This is a genomic window from Citrobacter amalonaticus, assembly GCF_002918555.1.
In the GTDB taxonomy this organism is placed as follows: Bacteria; Pseudomonadota; Gammaproteobacteria; order Enterobacterales; family Enterobacteriaceae; genus Citrobacter_C; species Citrobacter_C amalonaticus_A.
Genome location: NZ_PQMB01000003.1, coordinates 568,431 through 588,013, shown reverse-complemented (window position 1 = coordinate 588,013; position 19,583 = coordinate 568,431). Strand labels below are relative to the sequence as shown.

Genomic DNA, 19,583 nt, shown 5'->3' with positions numbered 1-19,583 from the left:
CAAAATAATCGAACGGGCCAGTTTCCTGATTCAGAGGGGCAAGGTATGTGGTCAGCAACTGAAGAAAAATCAAATCCATTGTCATCACGTGAAGAGGTCATCAGCGCCGTCACGTCGATGCTGGGCGCGCTGGATAAACAGTTTCCAGCGGGGAACGCGCAGTTTTCACTGGGGGAAACCTGTGCGCATTACGGCGTGGACATCGCCTGTATGGAAGGGCTGTCCAGAGCGCTTTGGGGACTGTTTCCGCTGCTGGCTGGCGGCGCTGACGTGCCGTTTGCCGATAAATATATTCAGGCGATTAAGCTCGGTACCGATCCACAAAGTCCGCACTACTGGGGGGATACCGGTCCCTACGATCAGCGACTGGTGGAGATGGCCGCCTATGGCCTGGGCCTGGCCTTACTCCAGACGCGTTTAACTGACGCATTCAGTGAAGCGGAACGGGAAAACCTGCACCGCTGGTTGAATCAAATCACGGATGCCCGGATGCCAGACAGCAACTGGAATTACTTTGCGATTATCGTCCAGCTTGGCTTTAAACGTGCCGGGCTACCGTACTCCCAGGCTGCTATCGACCAACGTTTCGCAATGATGGAAGCCTACTATCTGGGTGATGGCTGGTATTCCGATGGCCCTGGACGCCCAAGAGATTACTACATCTCTATGGCTTTCCATTTTTACGGACTGCTGTATGCCACGCTGAGTCCGGACGATTCTGCCCGTGCCGCTACCCTGCGCGAACGTGCCCGCCTGTTTGCCGCTGATTTTATCTATATGTCGGCAGCGGATGGCGCATCCGTACCTTTTGGCCGCAGCCTGACCTACCGTTTTGCTATGGTCGCCTTCTGGAGTGCGGTGGCGTTTGCCGGGCTGAATGTCTTTTCTCAGGGCGTCATTAAAGGGGTGATCCTGCGACATCTGCGCTGGTGGCAGCAGCAGCCGATCTTCGATCGTGACGGCATTCTGACGCTGGGATTTGCCTGTCCAAACCTGGCAATGTGCGAAGACTACAACTCGCCAGGTTCTCCTTACTGGGCGCTGAAAGTTTTCCTGATCCTCGCGCTGCCGGAGGAGCACATCTTCTGGCAGGCTGAGGAAATGCCGTTACCCCAACTCGCAGAAAAACGCGTTATTGCGCATGCTGCACAAATTTTGCAGCGCGGCGACAGCGGCGGGCATGTGACGATGCTCACTTCTGGTCAGCTTGAGCTGAATAACTACGTAAATACCGAAGCCAAATACACCAAATTTGCCTACTCCAGCCGTTTTGGTTTCACCATTGAGCGCGGGCGTTATGGCATCAAACATGCGGCATGTGACTCTATGTTGTTGCTGGCAGAGGGGGATAACTATTTCCGGGGGCGTCGCCAGTGTGATGACGTCAGGGTGGAGGAGAATTTTATCTTCTCCCGCTGGTCTCCCTGGCAGGATGTCACCATCGACAGCTGGCTGGTACCGTTCGGCGAGTGGCATATCCGTCTGCATCGCATCAACAGTGCGCGCACGCTGCAAACGGTGGAAGGCGGCTTCGCGGTGATGAAAGCGGACCATCAGTTACGCGAACGAGGATGTCTTCTGGCTGCGGAAAACGGGACAAGCATTATTGTCGATCTGTCACCTGCGGTGGCCCGCCAGCCGGATAGCGTTGTGACACCCCCCAACAGCAGCATCATGTTTGCGCAATGCGCCTCCATTCCGACTCTGACGACTGAGATTTCGCAGGGCGAAAGCTGGCTGTGTTGTGCGGTTGCCGCTTCCGGGCAGCAGAAAAAATATGCGGCAATCCCGCAACTGCAAATAAATAACAACCAGGTTGTGATTCACGAACCTGAAAACACACGCCTGCTGTCGTTCTTTTTATAGCGAGGATGGTATGAAAAATAGCGTAACGAGTAACAGAACGGAATACTATAAAATCAGCAGTTTTATATTCCTCTATTTCTTTACCTGGTCAGCCAGTATTGGTTTACTGGCTATCTGGTTGGGGCAGAAGGCACAATTAAGCGGTACGGTTATTGGTACGGTGTTTGCCGTTAATGGTGTGTTTTCTGTCATCCTAAAGCCGATTTATGGTTATATTCTCGATAAGATCGGGATGAGCAAATATCTGCTCTATTTTGTTGTGATTATGTCGGCACTGATGGCGCCATTCTTTATTTATGTTTATCAACCACTGTTAATTTCCAACACGATGTTGGGCATTATCGTCGGGGCGATTTATTTGAGCTTCGCCTGGTATGCTGGCGTGGCGGCCTGTGAATCTTATTCCGATCGTTACAGCCGTCTTAACGGTATGGAGTTTGGACAGATTCGCATGTGGGGTTCACTGGGTTGGGCGGTGGCATCGTCATTCTCTGGCCTGCTGTTTAATCTCTCTCCGGCGTATAACTTTATTATGGGGAGCGTGGCGTCAGTGGTGATGCTGATTGTCCTGCTAAGCCTGAAGGTCAACGTGAATTCAGCGAATGCCTCTGAGGTATTGACCAAAGAAAAGATTGCGCCTGCGGATGTGTATGCGCTGCTGCGTAACCGTAAGTTCTGGGCATTTTGCCTGTACGTGGCGGGCGTGGCGTGGATGATGTTTATCGCGGAGCAACAGTTCTCCCGTTATTTTGTCACTTTCTTCTCTGATGTACATGAAGGCAATGCGGTGTTTGGTTATCTGGGAACCGTCCAGTCGGGAATGGAATTTGTCATGTATATGGTGATTCCTTTATTTGTTAACTATGTCGGCGCCAAACGCGGATTATTAATTGTGGGCGTACTGGTCGGCGCGCGCCTGGTGATTTCCGGGCTGTGTGACTCCCATCTGCTGATCTCCGTTCTGAAGCCGCTATACGGTCTGGAAATCTGCCTGCTGCTGGTTTCAGTTTTTAAATATATTGCCGAACATTTTGATAAACGTGTCAATGCGACCATGTATTTGCTGGGATACCAGGCAATGCTGTACGTCGGTAACGTGGTGGTCTCTTCTCCTGCCGGACTTATGTATGACCGAATTGGCTTTGAGAAAACGTATATCATCATGGGGATTATTGCGCTGACCTTTACGCTTATTTCGGCATTCACCTTATCGGCATGCCAGTGTAAACGTCGCAATAATATCCATCTCGACATTGCTGAAAATAACGCTTCAAAATAATCTACGTAATAAGGAACCGAAATATGTTAAATCATATCGTTGAGGAAACGTTGCGCGTATTTCCTGGTAGCCCGGTGAATCCCGTTCAATTCCAGGATGAAATGAACAGCGCACGTGAGCATGTCCTCGAATTGATTGGCCGTCATTTAACGGAATTCGGTGAAAAATTTCCTGCCGAAACCTGTGTCAAAGGCTATTACCCGTTGACGGACAATATCGAGTGGACCACCAGTTTCTGGACGGGGCAATTATGGCTAGCCTGGGAAATGAGCGGTGAAGCAAAATTCCGCGAGATGGCGGAAAAACATGTGCGTTCATTTGGTCTGCGTATTGCCGGACGACACGACACCAATACCCACGATCTGGGATTCCTCTACACGCTCTCCTGCGTCGCGGCCTGGCGGCTAACGGGGAATCGCGATGCTCGCGGATTTTCGCTGATGGCGGCAGAAGCGCTGCTGGAGCGTTTTCATGAGCAGGCGCAGATCATTCAGGCGTGGGGCGATCTTACCGATCCAGAACAGGCCGGACGGATGATCATTGACTGCAACATGAACCTGCCGCTGTTGTACTGGGCGAGCGAGCAGACCGGCGATCCGCGCTTTGCCGACGCGGCGAAAGCGCACGTCGCCCAGGCAGCGAAGTACCTGATCCGCGAAGATGCTTCTACCTTCCACACTTATTATATGGATGTTAAAACCGGCGCGCCGCGTTATGGCAACACGCAGCAGGGATATGCGGATGATTCTTGCTGGTCGCGCGGGCAGGCGTGGGGGATTTATGGTTTCCTGCTGAGCTATATCTACACCGGTAATAAAGAGATGGTGGCGTTGTCGAAAAAGCTAGCCAACTACTTCCTCAACCGTCTGCCGGAAGATGCCGTTTGCCACTGGGATTTGGCGCTGGTCGGCACGGATGCGCTACGCGATTCGTCTTCGGCGGCGATTGCCGTGTGTGGCCTGCTGGAGCTGATTAAGCATCTGCCGGTGACCGATCCGGATCGCGAGCGTTATCAGCAGTGGGCGATGGGAATCATGGCATCGCTGACGAAGCATTACCTGATGGCAAAAGACGAGAAGGGGAATGGCCTGTTAAAGCACTCTGTGTACCATCTTTCGAGCAATAAAGGGGTCGATGAATGCGCAAGCTGGGGAGATTACTTCTATGTTGAAGCGCTCGCCCGTTTCACCCAGTGCTGGAAGTTGTACTGGTAATTTCCTTCTTCCCGTTTGCCTGGGCCGGATATACCCGGCCTGGGTTATCGTCATAACGATAACGTATTGATCTTGCCAGGGAGGTCCATTACGCTCAAATGAAGGCGAAAATGCAGGGACAACATAGCCGTTCCCGTGGACAGACGCCGACATAAATAATAAGGAAACAGGATGAACAACACACATCTGGCAAAGAGCGTCGGGGCATTAAAACCATCGGCCATCCGGGAGTTATTAAAACACAGTAAAATGCCGGGGGTCATTTCGCTTGGCGGAGGGATCCCCAGTCCGGAACTGTTTGATAAAGCAGGGCTGGAAATCGCCACCCGCAATATGATGGAAAATCAGTTTCTGGATGCGTTCCAGTACGGACTGAGCGAAGGTTATCCGCCTCTGCGTGAGGCCATCAGCCTGCTGTGTCGGGAACGGGGCATTCAGGCAACGCCTGACAGCATACTGGTGACCAATGGTTCACAGCAGTCGCTGGATATTCTCTCCAGAACGCTGGTCGATCCGGGTGATAAGGTCGTGGTCGAACGCCCAACCTATCTCGCCGCACTACAGATTCTTCAGCTCTCTCAGGCTGATATTCTTTCCGTCGGTACTGATAAAGACGGGATGATCGTTGACGAACTGGAAGTACTGCTGCAAAACCACAGGATAAAGGTCGTTTATATCGTTCCAACGTTCGGTAATCCAGGGGGCGTTGTATTGAGTGATGTGCGGCGTCAAAAACTGGTGCAGCTGGCGAAACAGCATGATTTTGTCATCATTGAAGACGATCCCTACGGCGAAATCAATTTCACTGAAAAGACGTTTAAAACGCTTTTCCAGTATGCAGAAGAGAGCGGTTGTACAGGGCACGTCCTGTATACCTCCACGTTTTCCAAAATTCTGGCGCCGGGTCTGCGAGTCGGCTGGGTGGTGCTGCCGGAATGGATTAGACAAAAAGCGACTATCGTCAAGCAGGCTACCGATCTGCACACCAGCGCACATTCTCAGGCGATGGCGGCCAGTTACCTGTCGCTGGGGCGCCTGGCGGAGCAAATCCAGTTAATCCGTCGCGCTTATCGTGAGAAGTGTCATTTACTCGCTGAGCTGATTCGCAGTGAGCTGGGGGAGCATATCTCTTTCCATATGCCTCAGGGGGGGATGTTTTTGTGGGGAACCTTCCGCTACGATTTTGATGCTACGGCGTGGCACGCACGCACGCTGGAGGAAAAAGTTGTCTATGTTCCGGGAGAGTTTTTCTACAGCGATAACCCGGATAAGCGTACGCTGCGGCTCTCGTTTGCCACACCAACGGCGAGTGAGCTTGAAGACGCTGTCCGGAGACTGAAAAAAGCGCTGCCGCGCTGATAAGAATATCGCCGGGCCTGCCTGACGGGAGACCCGGCGATACGTAGCCAGTCTTAAATACCTGATTCCAGAATACGAATATTCATTTCCAGCACGTCGCCTTTTACGGCTTCGCCATAAGCTTTCATATGCGGGGTTTGCAAGTGTGCTTCAAGATGCGCGATGCTTTCCCACTGCTCAATCATCACGATTGAGTCTGGTGCGGTTGTCTGGAAGCTGACGCCAGCGGCGTGATCCACCATTGGCGCATAGCCGTGACAACCCTCTTCTTTCAGTACTGTCGGAACGATTTTGGCAAACTGATCCAGTACCGCCTGGCGGTGATGTTGACCTGGACGCGTACGAATTTCAGCAATAACTGTAAGCATGGTTAACTCCTTCAAATTCCAGGCTACCAGTTAACCAAAAATTTCGTTCAGATGCTTGCGATATTCTGCGGTATAGCGTGGAACATCCGGCATTTTAATCACATCGTTGGCGATAAAGGTAGGAAGCGCCTCCATACCAAGGAACTGATTCGCTTTGTGGAAGGGCAGATACACGCCGTCAACCCCAACGCCGTGGAAGAACTGGTCTTTATCGGTGAACGCTTCCATTGGCGCGTTCCAGGTCAGGGAGAGCATATATTTTTTCCCCTGTACCAGACCGCCGGAACCATACTTTTTAGAGGCGTCGGAACGGGTACGACCATCGCTGGCATACAGCGTGCCGTGACCTTCGGTGAAGACGTCATCTATATATTTCTTCACGGTCCACGGCGCACCCATCCACCAGCCCGGCATCTGCCAGATAACCACGTCAGCCCAGACAAAGTTTTGTACTTCTTCTTTGATATTGTAATCGCCGTCAGTGCGGACGATTCGGACATCATGCCCGAGGTCGCGCAGCGTGCCGTCCGCGACTTCGGTCAGGGTGTCGTTAAGTTGACCGTTGGAGTGGGCGAATTTTTTCGCACCGTTGATAATCAGAATATTGCTCATTATTTATCCTCAATGAAACTTGTTTGAGGACCATGTTACGTCAATGCGCGGTGCGGTGAAATTAGCAAAATGTGCAAAGTCTTTTGCTTCTTAAGCAATAATCAGGGGCTACCACTTCACGGTGACTTCAAAACCTCCCTCCGCGGCATTTGCAAAAGAGACGCTCATCCCGTGCAGCGACGCAATACGGCGGACAATGGATAATCCCAGACCGCTGCCGGTAACGCTTTGACCCGGCGGGCGATAAAAACGCTCGCCGATGTGCGTGAATAGCTCTGGTGCAATGCCGGGACCGTTATCCCGGACGGTGAAACTGCGGGCGTGTAAAGTGACTTCAACAATGCTCCCCTGCGGACTATAGCGGATTGCGTTATCCAGTAGATTACGCACCAGCAGACTGAGCAACAGCGGCTGAGCCGTGCGCCTGATACCGTGGGCATTGACCTGCAAACGCACGTCAATATGCGCCAGCCGCGCAGGATGATAGATATCCATCACCGCGGACTGCAGCACCTCTTCCAGCGAGAGTTCGGCGACATCCTGCAGATTATTCAGCGAGTCGAGCCGGGAGAGCGTCAGCAGCTGATCAACAAGGCGCGTGGCCCGGTCGATACCCGTATGCATCTGCTGGAGCGCTTTTTGTCGTGCCTGCGGGTCATCGTCAGAAAGTTGCGCCACTTCAGTCTGCACTTTTAGTGCCGCAAGCGGGCTGCGCAGCTCGTGGGCGGCATCTGAGGTGAATCGTCGTTCTCGTACCATCGTGGAGTGGATGCGGGAAAACAGTTGATTGAGCGATTCCACTAATGGCCGAACTTCGTTTGGGACACCTTTTGTACTGAGCGGTTCTTCAGATTCCGGATCGCGGAAGTGTAAAGCCTGCGCCAGCTTTTTCAGCGGCTTAAGCTCCAGACTCAACAGGACGAACAGAATTAACAGCATCACCGGCAGGGCGACCAGCCAGGGAACGAGCTGAGCCGTTACTATCGCCAGCGCCATATCTTCGCGGTATTCCCACTCCTGACCGACGACGATACGGTACTTTCCATCCGCTGAGGTGAGCCAGATAAACCGCCACAGATCGTTATCGCCGTTCAGGTATCCGTCGTCAAAACCTTCCCGGCGATAGCTGTAGGGAATATCCTGACCGTTGTCGCCGTCATGCAGCACCATCTTCCCATCGAGGGTATAAACGGCAAAGACCAGGACGTCGTCATCAATATGACCATGTTTGAACTTTTTCGGCGTGTGTGCCATGCGTTCGGAGGCTTTCAGCTCGTCGAGATCAAGAGTGATAAGCCGTTTGGCGAAAAGCATGAGCTGCGTGTCAAACAACTCATCCACGTTATCGGTGGTTTGCTTCCAGGCGACAAAACTGGAAATCAGCCAGGTCACCAGAACCAAAATAGTGAAGATAAGCGTAAGCCTGAGACGCAGGCTAAGGCGCGATGCGAACGTCATGCATCACCCAGCGTGTAGCCAATACCGTGGACGGTGCGGATGAATTCACTGCCGAGCTTACGGCGCAGATGATGGACATGCACTTCTACGGCGTTACTGGAAACGTCATCGTCCCAGTTATACAGTTTTTCCTCGATTAATTTGCGTGGCAGAACGCGACCTTTGTTGCGCATTAACAGTTCCAGCAGGGCGAACTCTTTCGGTTTGAGCGCCAGGGATTCGCCCGCGAGTGTGGCGACCAGACTGCCGGGGTCGAGCGTTACCTGTCCATGCCGCAGTGCGTTGCTGACCTGACCGCTGGCACGACGTATCAGCGCCTCCAGTCGGGCAGCAACTTCAATCAGGGCAAAGGGTTTGCAAAGATAATCGTCAGCGCCGAGACGCAAGCCTTCAACGCGTTCCGCCAGCGCGTCGCGTGCGGTGAGGATCAGCACCGGTTCACGTTTTCCCTGCTCGCGCCATTCGCGCAGAATATCCTTGCCATCCATGCCGGGGAGTGTCAAATCGAGGATCGCCGCATCGTAGGGGGCGCTATAGAGCGCCTCTTTCCCCTGGCGACCTTCAGTAAACCAGTCGACGCTGAACCCCATTTTACTCAGACCTGTTTTAATGCCGTCGCCGATCAGCACATCATCTTCTACCAGTAAAATTCGCATTTTCTCTCCCTGCGCTCAGCTTTGCTGAGAGCAAGTAAACCCTGTTACCGCTGGCGCTGTACAGTAAAAACATTTCTTTTTTTACCTTAAGAAGTTGTTAAGGATTACCTTATTAAATGATGAGAAATCGACATCAAAGGGAGAGATTATCATGAAGAAATTGGCTGCTATGATTGCCGTAATGGCATTGTGCTCTGCACCGGTTCTGGCAACTCAGCAAGGTGGATTTTCTGGCCCCACGGCGACGCAAAATAAAAGCGGTGGCTTTGTTGGCCCGAACGGGAGCAGCACGACGGTTGCGAGCGCGAAGTCGCTGCGCGACGATACCTGGGTAACGCTGCGTGGGAATATCGTTGAGCGTATCTCCGACGACCTGTATCTGTTCAAAGACGCGACTGGCACGATCAATGTCGATATCGACCATAAGCACTGGAACGGCCTGACCGCCACCCCGCAGGATACCGTTGAAATCCAGGGGGAAGTGGATAAAGACTGGAATTCCGTTGAAATTGACGTGAAGCAAATCAATAAAGTGAGTAAATAATCCCCATCAGGGCTGCGTTCGCAGCCCTTTTCTTTGTGACTCGACGCGCCAGATAAGGTAGTATCTGCGGCAATATTGCCCCTTCGATGGCTGGCGAATACGTTGAGGAATCACAGTTAATGAGCGATATGGCAGAGCGCCTTGCGCTACATGAATTTACGGAAAATGCCTACTTAAACTACTCCATGTACGTCATCATGGACAGGGCATTGCCGTTTATTGGCGACGGTCTGAAGCCCGTTCAGCGTCGTATTGTTTATGCGATGTCTGAGCTGGGGCTGAATGCCAGCGCCAAGTTTAAAAAGTCTGCACGTACCGTCGGTGACGTGCTGGGTAAATACCATCCCCACGGCGACAGCGCCTGTTATGAAGCGATGGTGCTGATGGCGCAGCCATTCTCATACCGTTATCCACTGGTTGACGGGCAGGGGAACTGGGGGGCGCCGGACGATCCGAAATCTTTCGCAGCGATGCGTTATACCGAATCGCGTTTGTCTAAGTATGCTGAAGTCCTGCTCGGTGAGCTGGGCCAGGGTACCGCAGACTGGGTGCCCAACTTTGACGGCACGATGCAGGAGCCGAAAATGCTGCCTGCGCGTCTGCCCAATATTCTGCTGAACGGCACCACCGGGATTGCGGTCGGTATGGCAACGGACATTCCGCCGCACAACCTGCGTGAAGTGGCGAAAGCCGCGATTGCGCTGATTGACCAGCCGAAAACCACGCTGGATGAGGTGCTGGATATCGTGCAGGGGCCGGACTACCCGACCGAAGCCGAAATCATCACCTCGCGCGCGGAAATCCGCAAAATCTATCAGAACGGTCGCGGCTCCGTGCGGATGCGTGCGGTCTGGAACAAAGAGGACGGCGCCGTGGTGATCACCGCGCTGCCGCATCAGGTTTCCGGCGCTAAAGTGCTGGAGCAGATTGCCGCGCAGATGCGCAATAAAAAGCTGCCGATGGTCGATGACCTGCGCGATGAGTCTGACCACGAAAACCCGACTCGTCTGGTGATTGTGCCGCGTTCGAATCGCGTGGACATGGAGCAGGTGATGAACCACCTGTTTGCAACCACCGATCTGGAAAAAAGCTACCGCATCAACCTGAACATGATTGGTCTGGACGGGCGTCCGGCGGTGAAAAACCTGCTGGAAATCCTGACCGAATGGCTGGTGTTCCGCCGTGATACGGTGCGCCGCCGCCTGAACTATCGTCTGGAAAAAGTCCTTAAGCGCCTGCATATCCTGGAAGGTTTGCTGGTGGCGTTTCTGAACATCGACGAAGTGATTGAGATCATCCGCGCCGAGGACGAACCCAAGCCCGCGCTGATGTCGCGATTCGGTATTACCGAAACCCAGGCCGAAGCGATCCTTGAGCTGAAACTGCGTCATCTTGCCAAACTGGAAGAGATGAAGATTCGCGGCGAACAGGATGAGCTGGAGAAAGAGCGCGAGCGGTTGCAGGGGATTCTCGCTTCCGAGCGCAAAATGAACACCCTGCTGAAGAAAGAGCTGCAGGCGGATTCCGATGCCTTTGGCGACGACCGCCGTTCTCCGCTGCACGAGCGTGAAGAAGCGAAGGCGATGAGCGAGCACGACATGCTGCCGTCCGAGCCGGTCACGATTGTGCTGTCGCAGATGGGCTGGGTACGTAGCGCCAAAGGCCATGATATTGATGCCCAGGGTCTGAACTATAAAGCGGGGGATAGCTTTAAAGCCGCCGTGAAAGGTAAGAGTAATCAGCCGGTGGTGTTTATCGACACAACCGGACGCAGCTATGCCATCGATCCGATCACGCTGCCGTCGGCGCGTGGTCAGGGCGAGCCGCTGACCGGCAAGCTGACGCTGCCCCCGGGCGCGACGGTGGAACATATGCTGATGGAAGGCGATGAGCAGAAGCTGCTGATGGCTTCTGATGCAGGCTACGGCTTCGTCTGTACCTTCAACGATCTGGTGGCGCGTAACCGAGCGGGTAAAACGCTGATAACGCTGCCGGAAAATGCGCATGTCATGCCGCCGGTAGTGATTGAAGATGATTCAGACATGCTGCTGGCGATTACCCAGGCCGGTCGTATGCTGATGTTCCCGGTAAGCGATCTGCCGCAGCTGTCGAAAGGTAAAGGGAATAAGATCATCAATATCCCGTCAGCGGAAGCGGCGCGGGGTGACGATACGCTGGCGCTGCTGTATGTTCTGCCGCCGCAAAGCACGCTGACCATTCATGTCGGTAAGCGCAAAATTAAGCTGCGTCCTGAAGAGCTACAGAAGGTGAGCGGTGAGCGTGGTCGTCGCGGTACGCTGATGCGCGGTTTACAGCGTATCGATCGTATTGAGATTGATTCTCCACGACGAGCAAATCACGGTGACAGCGAAGAATAATTCGCGTTTTCACTCTCCCTCCCGCCCGGGAGGGAGCAAAGCGTTAAAAAATCCCGTAAAACCGTTGTCTATTCGTGCGTTGCGATTAACAATACGTTTTTCCAGAGAACCCTACTAACAATGTCTTAACCTGATGTCAGGTGACGTAGAAAACCAGGTTCTCAGGCTTTCAGAGGTTGTTATGCTATATATTTTTCGTCTTATTATTACGGTTATCTACTGCATTCTGGTGTGCATTTTCGGTTCGATTTACTGCCTGTTCAGCCCGCGGAACCCAAAACACGTCTCCACCTTTGGCCGTATGTTCGGTCGCCTGGCGCCGCTGTATGGTCTGAAAGTGGAATGCCGTAAACCTGCTGATGCTGAAAGTTACGGTAATGCTATCTATATCGCTAACCATCAAAATAATTACGATATGGTGACAGCGGCAAATATCGTCCAGCCGCCAACGGTGACGGTCGGCAAGAAAAGCCTGTTGTGGATCCCCTTCTTTGGTCAGCTGTACTGGCTGACGGGCAACCTGCTGATTGACCGAAACAACCGTGCCAAAGCCCACGGCACTATCGCTGAAGTGGTTAATCACTTCAAAAAACGTCGCATCTCGATCTGGATGTTCCCGGAAGGGACACGCAGCCGTGGTCGCGGTTTGCTGCCGTTTAAGACCGGGGCGTTCCACGCCGCGATTGCCGCCGGTGTGCCGATTATTCCGGTGTGTGTTTCCAATACCTCGAATAAAATTAACCTCAACCGCCTGAAAAACGGGTTGGTCATCGTCGAGATGCTGCCGCCGGTTGATATCAGCTCGTACGGGAAAGACCAGGTCCGTGAGCTGGCAGCCTATTGCCGCTCGCTGATGGAACAAAAAATTGCTGAGCTAGATAAAGAAGTTGCTGAGCGGGAAGCCGCCGGGAAAATTTGATTCAATTATATACTCTAAATAATTCAAGTTGCAGGCAAGCCAACGCACATGCAGCGTGCAGTATGACGAGTTTTTACATGGAGCTTATATGTCATTCAGTCGGCGACAGTTCATTCAGGCATCGGGAATTGCACTGTGTGCAGGTGCCGTTCCGCTGAGGGCGAATGCTGCCGGTCAGCAACAGCCGCTGCCCGTTCCGCCGCTGCTGGAATCCCGCCGTGGTCAGCCGCTTTTTATGACGCTTCAGCGTGCGCACTGGTCCTTCACGCAGGGTACCCGCGCCCCCGTCTGGGGTATTAACGGGCGTTATCTCGGACCAACCATTCGTGTCTGGAAAGGGGATGACGTTAAGCTTATCTACAGCAACCGGCTGGCGGAAAATGTCTCTATGACCATCGCCGGGCTTCAGGTGCCGGGGCCGCTCATGGGCGGGCCAGCGAGGATGATGTCGCCAAACGCAGACTGGGCGCCGGTGCTGCCGATTCGTCAGAGCGCCGCCACGCTGTGGTATCACGCCAATACGCCAAACCGCACCGCCCAGCAGGTCTACAACGGGCTGGCCGGAATGTGGCTGGTGGAAGATGAGGTCAGCAAGGCGCTGCCGATCCCCAATCATTATGGCGTGGATGATTTCCCGATCATTATTCAGGATAAGCGGCTGGATAACTTTGGTACGCCGGAGTACAGCGAGCCGGGAAGCGGTGGCTTTGTCGGCGATACGCTGCTGGTGAACGGTGCGCAAAGCCCTTATGTGGAAGTCTCCCGCGGTTGGGTGCGACTGCGTTTGCTGAATGCCTCTAACTCGCGCCGTTATCTGTTACAGATGAGCGATGGTCGCGCGCTGCATGTGATCTCCGGCGATCAGGGCTTTTTACCCGCGCCGGTATCCCTGAAGCAGCTGTCGCTGGCACCCGGTGAGCGTCGTGAAATCCTGGTGGATATGACCAACGGCGATGAAGTCTCGATTACTTGCGGTGAGGCGGCAAGCATCGTCGACAGGATCCGCGGTTTCTTCGAGCCTTCCAGCATCCTGGTCTCTACGCTGGTATTAACCCTGCGCCCGACTGGCCTGTTGCCGCTGGTCACCGATAGTCTGCCGATGCGTCTGTTGCCTGCGGACATCCTGAGCGGTGCGCCTGTTCGCAGCCGTGATATCAGCCTCGGCGACGATCCGGGTATCAATGGCCAGCTATGGGACGTAAATCGCATTGATATCACCGCGCAGCAGGGATCGTGGGAGCGCTGGATGGTGCGTGCCGATATGCCGCAAGCATTCCATATTGAAGGTGTCTCTTTCCTCGTGCGTAACGTGAATGGCGCGATGCCGTTCCCGGAAGACCGGGGCTGGAAAGACACCGTCTGGGTGGATGGTCAGGTGGAATTACTGGTGTATTACGGGCAGCCTTCCTGGGCACACTTCCCGTTCTACTTCAACAGCCAGACGCTGGAAATGGCGGATCGGGGATCGATAGGGCAGCTGCTGGTGAATCCGACGCCGTAAAGCGCGAATGCAGTCCAAAAGCCTGGTGAGTGAAAAACAAAACCCCGACCTTTCGGTTCGGGGTTTTGAGTTCTGTACGTCGTCAGGCTGGCAGCCCGGAAGTACAGCTATGGCGCGCTGGCCTCAACGCTAATGGGGTTACTGACTTCAGCCGGGATTTCAGCTTTTGTTCAGGTGGGGAGTTAAATTTCTACGTTGAGACTATGGCTGCCAGAAGGGTTTAGGTAGCCGTTTTTCTCCGGAGAAACGTACTTAAGGCGCGGCAGAAACCACCTGCTGCGCCTTTAAGCGTCAATTGAAGAGGAAACGGCGGACGCCTGAATTAACCTTTCGATTTCTGTCGAATTCAGGCTTATAATCCCCGGCCTTTGTTTATTTTTTTGCCAATTTTTTGGAAGCAATATGAGTGCTATCTCCCTGATCCAACCGGATCGCGACCTTTTCTCCTGGCCGCAGTACTGGGCCGCCTGCTTTGGGCCGGCACCTTTTTTGCCGATGTCACGTGAAGAGATGGATCAACTTGGCTGGGATAGCTGCGACATCATACTGGTAACCGGCGACGCCTACGTCGACCACCCGAGTTTCGGCATGGCGATTTGCGGCCGTATGCTGGAAGCGCAGGGTTTCCGCGTGGGGATCATCGCCCAGCCGGACTGGAACAGCAAAGACGACTTTATGCGTCTGGGCAAGCCGAACCTGTTTTTCGGGGTGACGGCGGGTAACATGGACTCGATGATCAATCGCTATACCGCCGATCGTCGACTGCGTCATGATGATGCCTACACGCCGGATAACGTGGCGGGTAAGCGTCCGGATCGCGCCACGCTGGTCTACACCCAACGCTGTAAAGAGGCATGGAAAGATGTGCCGGTGATCCTCGGCGGTATTGAGGCCAGCCTGCGCCGTACCGCGCATTATGATTACTGGTCTGATACCGTTCGCCGCTCTGTGCTGGTCGATTCCAAAGCCGACATGCTGATGTTCGGCAACGGTGAGCGTCCGCTGGTGGAAGTTGCGCACCGTCTGGCGATGGGCGAAAACATTGACCAGATCCGCGACGTGCGTAACACCGCGATTATGGTTAAAGACGCGCTGCCAGGCTGGAGTGGTGTAGATTCAACCCGTCTCGATACGCCGGGTAAAATTGATCCGATCCCGCATCCGTATGGGGAAGATCTGCCGTGCGCGGATAACAAACCGGTTGCCCCGAAAAAACAGGAAGCCAAAGCTGTCACCGTACAGCCGCCGCGCCCGAAGCCGTGGGAGAAAACCTACGTCCTGCTGCCGTCCTTTGAGAAAGTGAAGGGCGACAAAGTGCTGTATGCGCACGCCTCACGTATTTTGCATCACGAAACGAACCCAGGTTGCGCACGTGCGCTGATGCAAAAGCATGGCGACCGCTACATCTGGATCAACCCGCCCGCCATTCCGCTCTCCACCGAAGAGATGGACAGCGTTTTTGCGCTGCCGTATAAACGCGTGCCGCATCCGGCGTATGGCTCCAGCCGCATTCCAGCGTATGAGATGATCCGTTTCTCGATTAACATCATGCGCGGCTGCTTTGGCGGCTGCTCGTTTTGTTCGATCACTGAACACGAAGGGCGCATCATCCAGAGCCGCTCAGAAGATTCGATCATCAATGAAATTGAGGCGATCCGCGATACCGTTCCGGGCTTTACCGGCGTGATTTCCGATCTGGGTGGACCCACGGCCAACATGTATATGCTGCGCTGTAAGTCGCCGCGTGCGGAGCAAACCTGCCGCCGTCTGTCGTGCGTCTATCCGGATATTTGTCCGCACATGGACACTAACCATGAGCCGACGATCAACCTCTATCGCCGCGCCCGCTCTCTGGACGGCATCAAGAAGATCCTGATTGCCTCCGGCGTTCGTTACGACATCGCCGTTGAAGATCCGCGTTACATTAAAGAGCTGGCAAGTCATCACGTCGGCGGCTATCTGAAAATTGCGCCGGAGCACACCGAAGAAGGACCGCTGTCGAAGATGATGAAGCCGGGCATGGGCAGCTATGACCGCTTTAAAGAGCTGTTCGACCTTTATTCTAAACAGGCCGGGAAAGAGCAGTATCTGATCCCGTACTTTATCTCTGCGCACCCGGGGACGCGGGACGAGGATATGGTGAATCTGGCGCTGTGGCTGAAGCGTCATCGTTTCCGCCTCGATCAGGTTCAGAACTTTTATCCGTCACCGTTGGCCAACTCCACGACCATGTATTACACCGGGAAAAACCCGCTGGGTAAAATTGGCTACAAGAGTGAAGACGTGGTGGTGCCGAAGGGCGATAAGCAGCGCCGTCTGCATAAAGCGCTACTGCGTTATCACGATCCGGCAAACTGGCCATTAATTCGTCTGGCCCTGGAAGAGATGGGTAAAAAGCATCTGATTGGCGGTCGTCGCGAGTGTCTGGTGCCAGCCCCTACGCTGGAAGAGATGCGTGAAGCGCGCCGTCAGAACCGAAACACCCGTCCGGCGCTGACCAAACACACGCCGGTGGCGCACCAGCGCCAGACTCCTGCCGCGAAAAAAAGGCGCGGTAAAGTCGCCGGACGTTAACCCCTCAGCCCGGTGACGTTATGTTCACCGGGCCTGTTCCTGCATCGACAATGGCTGAATTATTCCTGGAGATCGCCAACCCGGAGTATCATCCATCTCAGGAAAACGTACTCAATCTAAAGTGAGAGCAAGGATGGCAAAGCGGACAGGGGCAGCGGTGGTGCTGATTGCATTATTACAAAGCGGCTGTGTGGCATACCATCAGACTCAGCCTGCCGTGGAAGGACGACTGACCGATAACGGCGGAAAACCGGTTCAGGGCGCAGAAATAACCTTAGAAAGTAATGCGCCTTCCGTCAGTACCGTATCCGATCGCGACGGTTTCTTTTCCTTCCCCAATAAGTATGAATGGACCTTCTTTCTGCCGATTGGCCCCATGGACTGGATCTATCGCTCCACGCTGCGCATTTCCGCCGAAGGGAAAACGTATGAGGCTCGACTGGGCGGTCGTTTTGGCGGGGTGTATGCGGCTGATGGCGAGGCTTACCGCGTGATATGTACTTTGCCGGACGCGTCGCATTCGGCGCCTGACGCGGGCATTTGTCACCCGTCTGCATTGGAAAAATAAGCCCGGAGACCAGGCTCCGGGATTTAAACGGGGATTTAACCGCCGAACTGATCCGGGTCAGGCCCGAGGCGTTTGCTTTGATTAAGTTTAGCAATCTCGCCCAGCTCATCTTTGTCGAGGCGGAAATCCCAGACGTTGAAGTTTTCGGCGATACGTGAAGGGGTGACAGATTTCGGGATCACCACCAGCCCGTTATCCAGATGCCAGCGAATGACAATCTGCGCCGGAGATTTGCCGTATTTATCGGCCAGATCGCGGATGATTTTTTGATCGAAAACACCTTCGCCGCCCTGCGCCAGCGGGCTCCAGGATTCTGTCTGGATTTTGTGCGTTGCGTTCCAGGCATGGAGCTGGCGTTGTTGCATCAACGGGTGAAGTTCTATCTGGTTTATGACCGGGGTGACGCCGGTTTCATCAATCAGCCGCTGGAGATGGTTTATCTGGAAATTACACACGCCGATACTCTTGATAAGCCCCTCTTTTTGCAGCTCTATCATGCTCTTCCAGGCCTCGACATAGTGGTCGATTGCCGGAACCGGCCAATGCATCAGGTACAGATCAAGGTAATCGAGCTGGAGTTTTTCCAGACTCTCCTGCAATGCTTCACGAGGCCGCTTCTGGTCATCGTTCCACAGTTTGGTGGTAATAAACAGCTCTTCCCGGGCGACGCCCGCGCTTTTCAGCGCTTTGCCGACCCCTTCCTCATTCTTGTAGGCGGTAGCGGTATCAATGGAGCGATAGCCCACTTCCAGCGCTTTATGAATGGCGGTTATCGCTTCCTCGTTGCTTGCCTTCCAGACACCTAAGCCCAGTTGCGGCATGATATTGCCATCCTGTAGCTTGATAACGGTTGGATTCGTCATGCGTTCCTCCTTTATATGAACTCACCGGAGCAGGCTCCGGTGAGATTGTGTGACTTAAGCCTGGACGAAATATACAAAAACGAAAGTCAGAGGCGAAAAAAGCTTAGCGTGCCGCTTCGTAAATGCGACGGCTGACGTCCAGCGTAATGTCGTGATGTTCGCCCAGTCTGGTACCGCCGTGCGCTTCCAGCTTCGCCAGTAGCGCCGGAATAGAGCTGCCGTCCAGACCGTAATCCGACAGGCGAGTCGGCACGCCCATTTGCTCAAAGAAGCTGCGGGTTGCGGCGATGGCGGCATCAATGCGGGCATCCTCTGAACCTTCGGTGATATTCCAGACGCGTTCAGCATATTGCAGCAGTTTGGCGCGCTTGGTATCACGTTTTTCGTTCCACAGGGCAGGTAATACAATCGCCAGCGTCTGGGCGTGGTCGAGTCCGTGCATCGCCGTCAGTTCGTGGCCCAGCATATGGGTTGCCCAGTCCTGCGGAACGCCCGCGCCAATCAAACCGTTCAGCGCCTGCGTCGCCGCCCACATCACGTTAGCGCGCACATCGTAGTTCTCCGGCTCTTTCAGCGCTTTCGGACCTTCTTCAACCAGCGTCAGCAGAATACCTTCCGCGAAGCGATCCTGAATTTTGCCATCGACAGGGTAAGTGACGTACTGCTCAACGGTGTGAACAAACGCATCCACCACGCCGTTGGCAACCTGACGTGGCGGCAGGGTGTAGGTGTAAACCGGATCCAGTACCGCGAAGACCGGTTGCACAAACGGGGTCATAAACGCCAGCTTATCACCGGTCGTTTTACGTGAGATAACCGCGCCAGAGTTAGATTCTGAACCGGTTGCTGGCAGCGTCAGCACGGAACCCATTGGGACCGCGCTTTGCACATCACCGCCTCGGGTTTCCAGAATACGCCACGGATCCACGCCCTCTGCGTAATGCGCCGCGGCAGCAATAAATTTGGTGCCATCCAGTACGGAACCGCCGCCAACGGCCAGCAGGAAAGTCACCTTCTGATCGCGCACGATTTTCACCGCGTTCATCAGCGTTTCATAAGCGGGGTTGGGTTCAATACCTCCAAACTCCAGCACGTCCAGCCCTTTCAGGGCATCCAGAACCTGATCGAGAACGCCGGTTTTTTTCACGCTGCCGCCGCCGTATGTGACCAGAACGCGGGCGTCCTGAGGGATCTGCTCGCGCAGTTCGGTGATGGCACCTTTACCAAACAGAATGCGGGTTGGGGTATGCAGATTAAAATTGTTCATCGCTCGTTCCCTTATGTGGGTAAAAAAGAGGGCAGGCGTCGCTCTGCCTGATGGTGAACATTGTGGTCGCCGACCGCTTTTCTCTCAATGCTCATTTCTGCCAATGTCTTGCCCATTTCTCCAGAGTGCTGGAGAAAATGAATAATTTTTCGCACAA

General features: G+C 54.1%; 16 protein-coding genes. 10 read left to right on the top strand and 6 right to left on the bottom strand.

The genetic code is table 11. The features are described 5' to 3' along the window. Positions 1–45: 45 nt before the first annotated feature. The 4 genes from C3432_RS15455 to C3432_RS15440 all read left to right on the top strand — a co-directional run bounded on the left by C3432_RS15455 (position 46) and on the right by C3432_RS15440 (position 5,718). Complete coding sequence (locus C3432_RS15455; RefSeq protein ID WP_103777462.1) at positions 46–1,866, top strand: DUF2264 domain-containing protein; 1,821 nt, start codon at positions 46–48, stop codon at positions 1,864–1,866. A 10-nt stretch (positions 1,867–1,876) separates the two neighbouring features. Beyond that, positions 1,877–3,145 (top strand): oligosaccharide MFS transporter, encoded by a 1,269-nt coding sequence (locus tag C3432_RS15450; RefSeq protein WP_103777461.1) that lies wholly within the window; start codon positions 1,877–1,879, stop codon positions 3,143–3,145. Positions 3,146–3,168: 23 nt separating this feature from the next. Further along, the gene (locus C3432_RS15445; RefSeq protein WP_103777460.1) at positions 3,169–4,359 is read left to right on the top strand and encodes a glycoside hydrolase family 88 protein; all 1,191 of its coding nucleotides are present in this window, start codon (positions 3,169–3,171) and stop codon (positions 4,357–4,359) included. Positions 4,360–4,530: 171 nt separating this feature from the next. Further along, positions 4,531–5,718, top strand: coding sequence for an aminotransferase-like domain-containing protein (locus tag C3432_RS15440; protein WP_103777459.1), 1,188 nt, complete (start codon positions 4,531–4,533; stop codon positions 5,716–5,718). Between the two features lie 53 nt (positions 5,719–5,771). Here the strand turns inward: C3432_RS15440 and C3432_RS15435 are convergent, their stop codons facing one another. From C3432_RS15435 to qseB, 4 genes are all read right to left on the bottom strand, one after another. Then, positions 5,772–6,086 (bottom strand): putative quinol monooxygenase, encoded by a 315-nt coding sequence (locus C3432_RS15435; RefSeq protein ID WP_103777458.1) that lies wholly within the window; start codon positions 6,084–6,086, stop codon positions 5,772–5,774. Positions 6,087–6,116: 30 nt separating this feature from the next. After that, positions 6,117–6,698, bottom strand: a complete 582-nt coding sequence (locus C3432_RS15430; RefSeq protein WP_103777457.1) for an NAD(P)H-dependent oxidoreductase — start codon at positions 6,696–6,698, stop codon at positions 6,117–6,119. A gap of 108 nt (positions 6,699–6,806) precedes the next feature. Then, positions 6,807–8,156, bottom strand: a complete 1,350-nt coding sequence (gene qseC, locus C3432_RS15425; protein WP_103777456.1) for a quorum sensing histidine kinase QseC — start codon at positions 8,154–8,156, stop codon at positions 6,807–6,809. Continuing rightward, a complete protein-coding gene (gene qseB / locus C3432_RS15420; RefSeq protein WP_103777455.1) occupies positions 8,153–8,812 on the bottom strand; it encodes a quorum sensing response regulator transcription factor QseB in 660 nt (219 codons plus the stop codon). The genes qseC and qseB overlap by 4 nt, the downstream gene beginning before the upstream one ends. Positions 8,813–8,963: 151 nt before the next feature. Between qseB and C3432_RS15415 the strand changes: the two genes are divergently transcribed. The 6 genes from C3432_RS15415 (at position 8,964) to C3432_RS15390 (ending at position 17,296) form a co-directional block, all read left to right on the top strand. Continuing rightward, positions 8,964–9,356 carry a YgiW/YdeI family stress tolerance OB fold protein gene (locus C3432_RS15415; protein WP_103777454.1) on the top strand — a complete coding sequence of 131 codons (393 nt, stop codon included), beginning with the start codon at positions 8,964–8,966 and terminating at the stop codon, positions 9,354–9,356. A 119-nt stretch (positions 9,357–9,475) separates the two neighbouring features. Continuing rightward, positions 9,476–11,734, top strand: coding sequence for a DNA topoisomerase IV subunit A (gene parC, locus C3432_RS15410; protein ID WP_103777453.1), 2,259 nt, complete (start codon positions 9,476–9,478; stop codon positions 11,732–11,734). Positions 11,735–11,915: 181 nt separating this feature from the next. Continuing rightward, complete coding sequence (plsC, locus tag C3432_RS15405) at positions 11,916–12,653, top strand: 1-acylglycerol-3-phosphate O-acyltransferase (RefSeq protein ID WP_103777452.1); 738 nt, start codon at positions 11,916–11,918, stop codon at positions 12,651–12,653. A gap of 88 nt (positions 12,654–12,741) precedes the next feature. Then, a complete protein-coding gene (gene ftsP / locus C3432_RS15400; protein WP_103777451.1) occupies positions 12,742–14,154 on the top strand; it encodes a cell division protein FtsP in 1,413 nt (470 codons plus the stop codon). A 402-nt stretch (positions 14,155–14,556) separates the two neighbouring features. After that, the gene (locus tag C3432_RS15395) at positions 14,557–16,728 is read left to right on the top strand and encodes a YgiQ family radical SAM protein (protein WP_103777450.1); all 2,172 of its coding nucleotides are present in this window, start codon (positions 14,557–14,559) and stop codon (positions 16,726–16,728) included. 133 nt (positions 16,729–16,861) lie between these two features. Beyond that, the gene (locus C3432_RS15390; RefSeq protein WP_103777449.1) at positions 16,862–17,296 is read left to right on the top strand and encodes a carboxypeptidase-like regulatory domain-containing protein; all 435 of its coding nucleotides are present in this window, start codon (positions 16,862–16,864) and stop codon (positions 17,294–17,296) included. A 35-nt stretch (positions 17,297–17,331) separates the two neighbouring features. Here C3432_RS15390 and dkgA read toward each other — a convergent pair whose 3' ends face one another. Both dkgA and yqhD read right to left on the bottom strand, forming a co-directional pair. Continuing rightward, positions 17,332–18,159: a 2,5-didehydrogluconate reductase DkgA gene (gene dkgA / locus C3432_RS15385; RefSeq protein WP_103777448.1), complete on the bottom strand. Its 828-nt coding sequence runs from the start codon at positions 18,157–18,159 to the stop codon at positions 17,332–17,334. 103 nt (positions 18,160–18,262) lie between these two features. Further along, the gene (gene yqhD, locus C3432_RS15380) at positions 18,263–19,426 is read right to left on the bottom strand and encodes an alcohol dehydrogenase (protein WP_103777447.1); all 1,164 of its coding nucleotides are present in this window, start codon (positions 19,424–19,426) and stop codon (positions 18,263–18,265) included. Between the last annotated feature and the right edge of the window lie 157 nt (positions 19,427–19,583).

Coding starts and splice junctions, on each gene's coding strand:
- C3432_RS15455 (WP_103777462.1), top strand. CDS start 46: ATGTGGTCAGCAACTGAAGAAAAATCAAATCCATTGTCATCACGTGAA.
- C3432_RS15450 (WP_103777461.1), top strand. CDS start 1,877: ATGAAAAATAGCGTAACGAGTAACAGAACGGAATACTATAAAATCAGC.
- C3432_RS15445 (WP_103777460.1), top strand. CDS start 3,169: ATGTTAAATCATATCGTTGAGGAAACGTTGCGCGTATTTCCTGGTAGC.
- C3432_RS15440 (WP_103777459.1), top strand. CDS start 4,531: ATGAACAACACACATCTGGCAAAGAGCGTCGGGGCATTAAAACCATCG.
- C3432_RS15435 (WP_103777458.1), bottom strand. CDS start 6,086: ATGCTTACAGTTATTGCTGAAATTCGTACGCGTCCAGGTCAACATCAC.
- C3432_RS15430 (WP_103777457.1), bottom strand. CDS start 6,698: ATGAGCAATATTCTGATTATCAACGGTGCGAAAAAATTCGCCCACTCC.
- qseC (WP_103777456.1), bottom strand. CDS start 8,156: ATGACGTTCGCATCGCGCCTTAGCCTGCGTCTCAGGCTTACGCTTATC.
- qseB (WP_103777455.1), bottom strand. CDS start 8,812: ATGCGAATTTTACTGGTAGAAGATGATGTGCTGATCGGCGACGGCATT.
- C3432_RS15415 (WP_103777454.1), top strand. CDS start 8,964: ATGAAGAAATTGGCTGCTATGATTGCCGTAATGGCATTGTGCTCTGCA.
- parC (WP_103777453.1), top strand. CDS start 9,476: ATGAGCGATATGGCAGAGCGCCTTGCGCTACATGAATTTACGGAAAAT.
- plsC (WP_103777452.1), top strand. CDS start 11,916: ATGCTATATATTTTTCGTCTTATTATTACGGTTATCTACTGCATTCTG.
- ftsP (WP_103777451.1), top strand. CDS start 12,742: ATGTCATTCAGTCGGCGACAGTTCATTCAGGCATCGGGAATTGCACTG.
- C3432_RS15395 (WP_103777450.1), top strand. CDS start 14,557: ATGAGTGCTATCTCCCTGATCCAACCGGATCGCGACCTTTTCTCCTGG.
- C3432_RS15390 (WP_103777449.1), top strand. CDS start 16,862: ATGGCAAAGCGGACAGGGGCAGCGGTGGTGCTGATTGCATTATTACAA.
- dkgA (WP_103777448.1), bottom strand. CDS start 18,159: ATGACGAATCCAACCGTTATCAAGCTACAGGATGGCAATATCATGCCG.
- yqhD (WP_103777447.1), bottom strand. CDS start 19,426: ATGAACAATTTTAATCTGCATACCCCAACCCGCATTCTGTTTGGTAAA.